This window comes from Streptomyces bobili (assembly GCF_002154575.1).
Lineage (GTDB): Bacteria > Actinomycetota > Actinomycetes > Streptomycetales > Streptomycetaceae > Streptomyces > Streptomyces bobili.
In genome coordinates this window covers 1-1,261 of the sequence record NZ_MUBA01000068.1, presented here as the reverse complement: position 1 = coordinate 1,261, position 1,261 = coordinate 1, and the positions used below count along the sequence as shown (strand labels likewise).

General features: G+C 71.5%; 2 protein-coding genes. Both read left to right on the top strand.

Annotated features, from left to right (window positions below):
* Window positions 1-606, top strand: a 606-nt coding sequence (locus BZL64_RS06735) for an enoyl-CoA hydratase/isomerase family protein (protein WP_244205238.1), incomplete at its 5' end; no start/stop codon positions are given.
* Between the two features lie 338 nt (window positions 607-944).
* A partial coding sequence (locus tag BZL64_RS06730) for an ATP-binding protein (RefSeq protein ID WP_143663014.1) occupies window positions 945-1,261 on the top strand: 317 nt, incomplete at its 3' end.

Sequence of the window (1,261 nt, the reverse complement as noted above, 5' to 3'; positions counted from 1 at the left end):
GTCCTGGAGGTCGCGGGCGCGCAGCACCATCGCCGTGTGGTCCATCGGCTGCATCTCCTTGATGTCCGCGCCCGCGACCTCCAGGACGCCTTCACGGCGGTGGCCCGCATTCCCAAGCCCGTGGTGGCGGCCGTGACCGGTTACGCCCTGGGCGGCGGCTGCGAGCTGGCGCTCTGCGCCGACTTCCGGATCGCCGCGGACAACGCGAAGCTGGGGCAGCCGGAGATCCTGCTCGGTCTGATCCCGGGCGCGGGCGGCACCCAGCGGCTGTCCCGGCTGATCGGCCCGTCCAAGGCGAAGGACCTCATCTTCACCGGACGCACGGTGCGGGCGGACGAGGCGCTGACGCTGGGCCTGGTGGACCGCGTCGTCCCGGCCGGCGAGGTGTACGCGCAGGCGCACGCGTGGGCGGCGAAGCTGGCGCAGGGGCCGGCGATCGCGCTGCGGGCGGCGAAGGAGTCGATCGACACCGGCCTGGAGACGGACATCGAGACCGGCCTCGCGGTGGAGCGGAACTGGTTCGCCGGCCTCTTCGCGACGCCCGACCGGGAGACCGGCATGCGCAGCTTCGTGGAGGAGGGGCCGGGCAAGGCGAAGTTCCGGTGACACCGCGCTCCTCGCAGCGTGGGGCGGGGGCGGCGTGAGACTCGTCTCGCCGAATCGCCCTGTGAAGCCTTGCAATTGACGGGGTGTCTTACCCGGTTCCCTCGATGGAGCGGTTCCTCGGAACCTTAAGGCGGCCCTAAGCCTGCCCGCGTCGAGGGAGTCCGGCAATTGCCCGCGAATGACGCCGAACGAGCCGTTGCCGCAGGTCGGCCGGGCTGCACTCCGCTCCGAACTGCCTCTGGCATATGCCGATAGCCTCCTGCGGAATGGGTGCTTCCGGGGGGCGTATTCCCCCGGAACGGCCCCGCGGGAGGTCCAGGGCCGCCATGATGGAGGGCATGGCGGGGCTGGAGGGTATCGAACAGCCGCGGGGGCACGAGCGCGTGGCCGCGGCACGCTGGTCGCCTGCGGCCGAGGACGAACGGGCGCTCAACGCACTGGAGTTGTTCGGTGATCCCACGGACGCCGAGGTGCAGTTGCCGTCCCGCCCCGAATCCGCCGCCACGGCCCGGCGCCTCACCCAGGTCATCGTCCTGCGCCGCTGGCAGCTCAGCCCCAAGATGACCGAGGACGCCGTCTTACTCGTCTCGGAACTCGTCGGCAACGCCGTACGCCACACCGGTGCCCGTGTCTTCGGACTGCGCCTGCGCAGGCG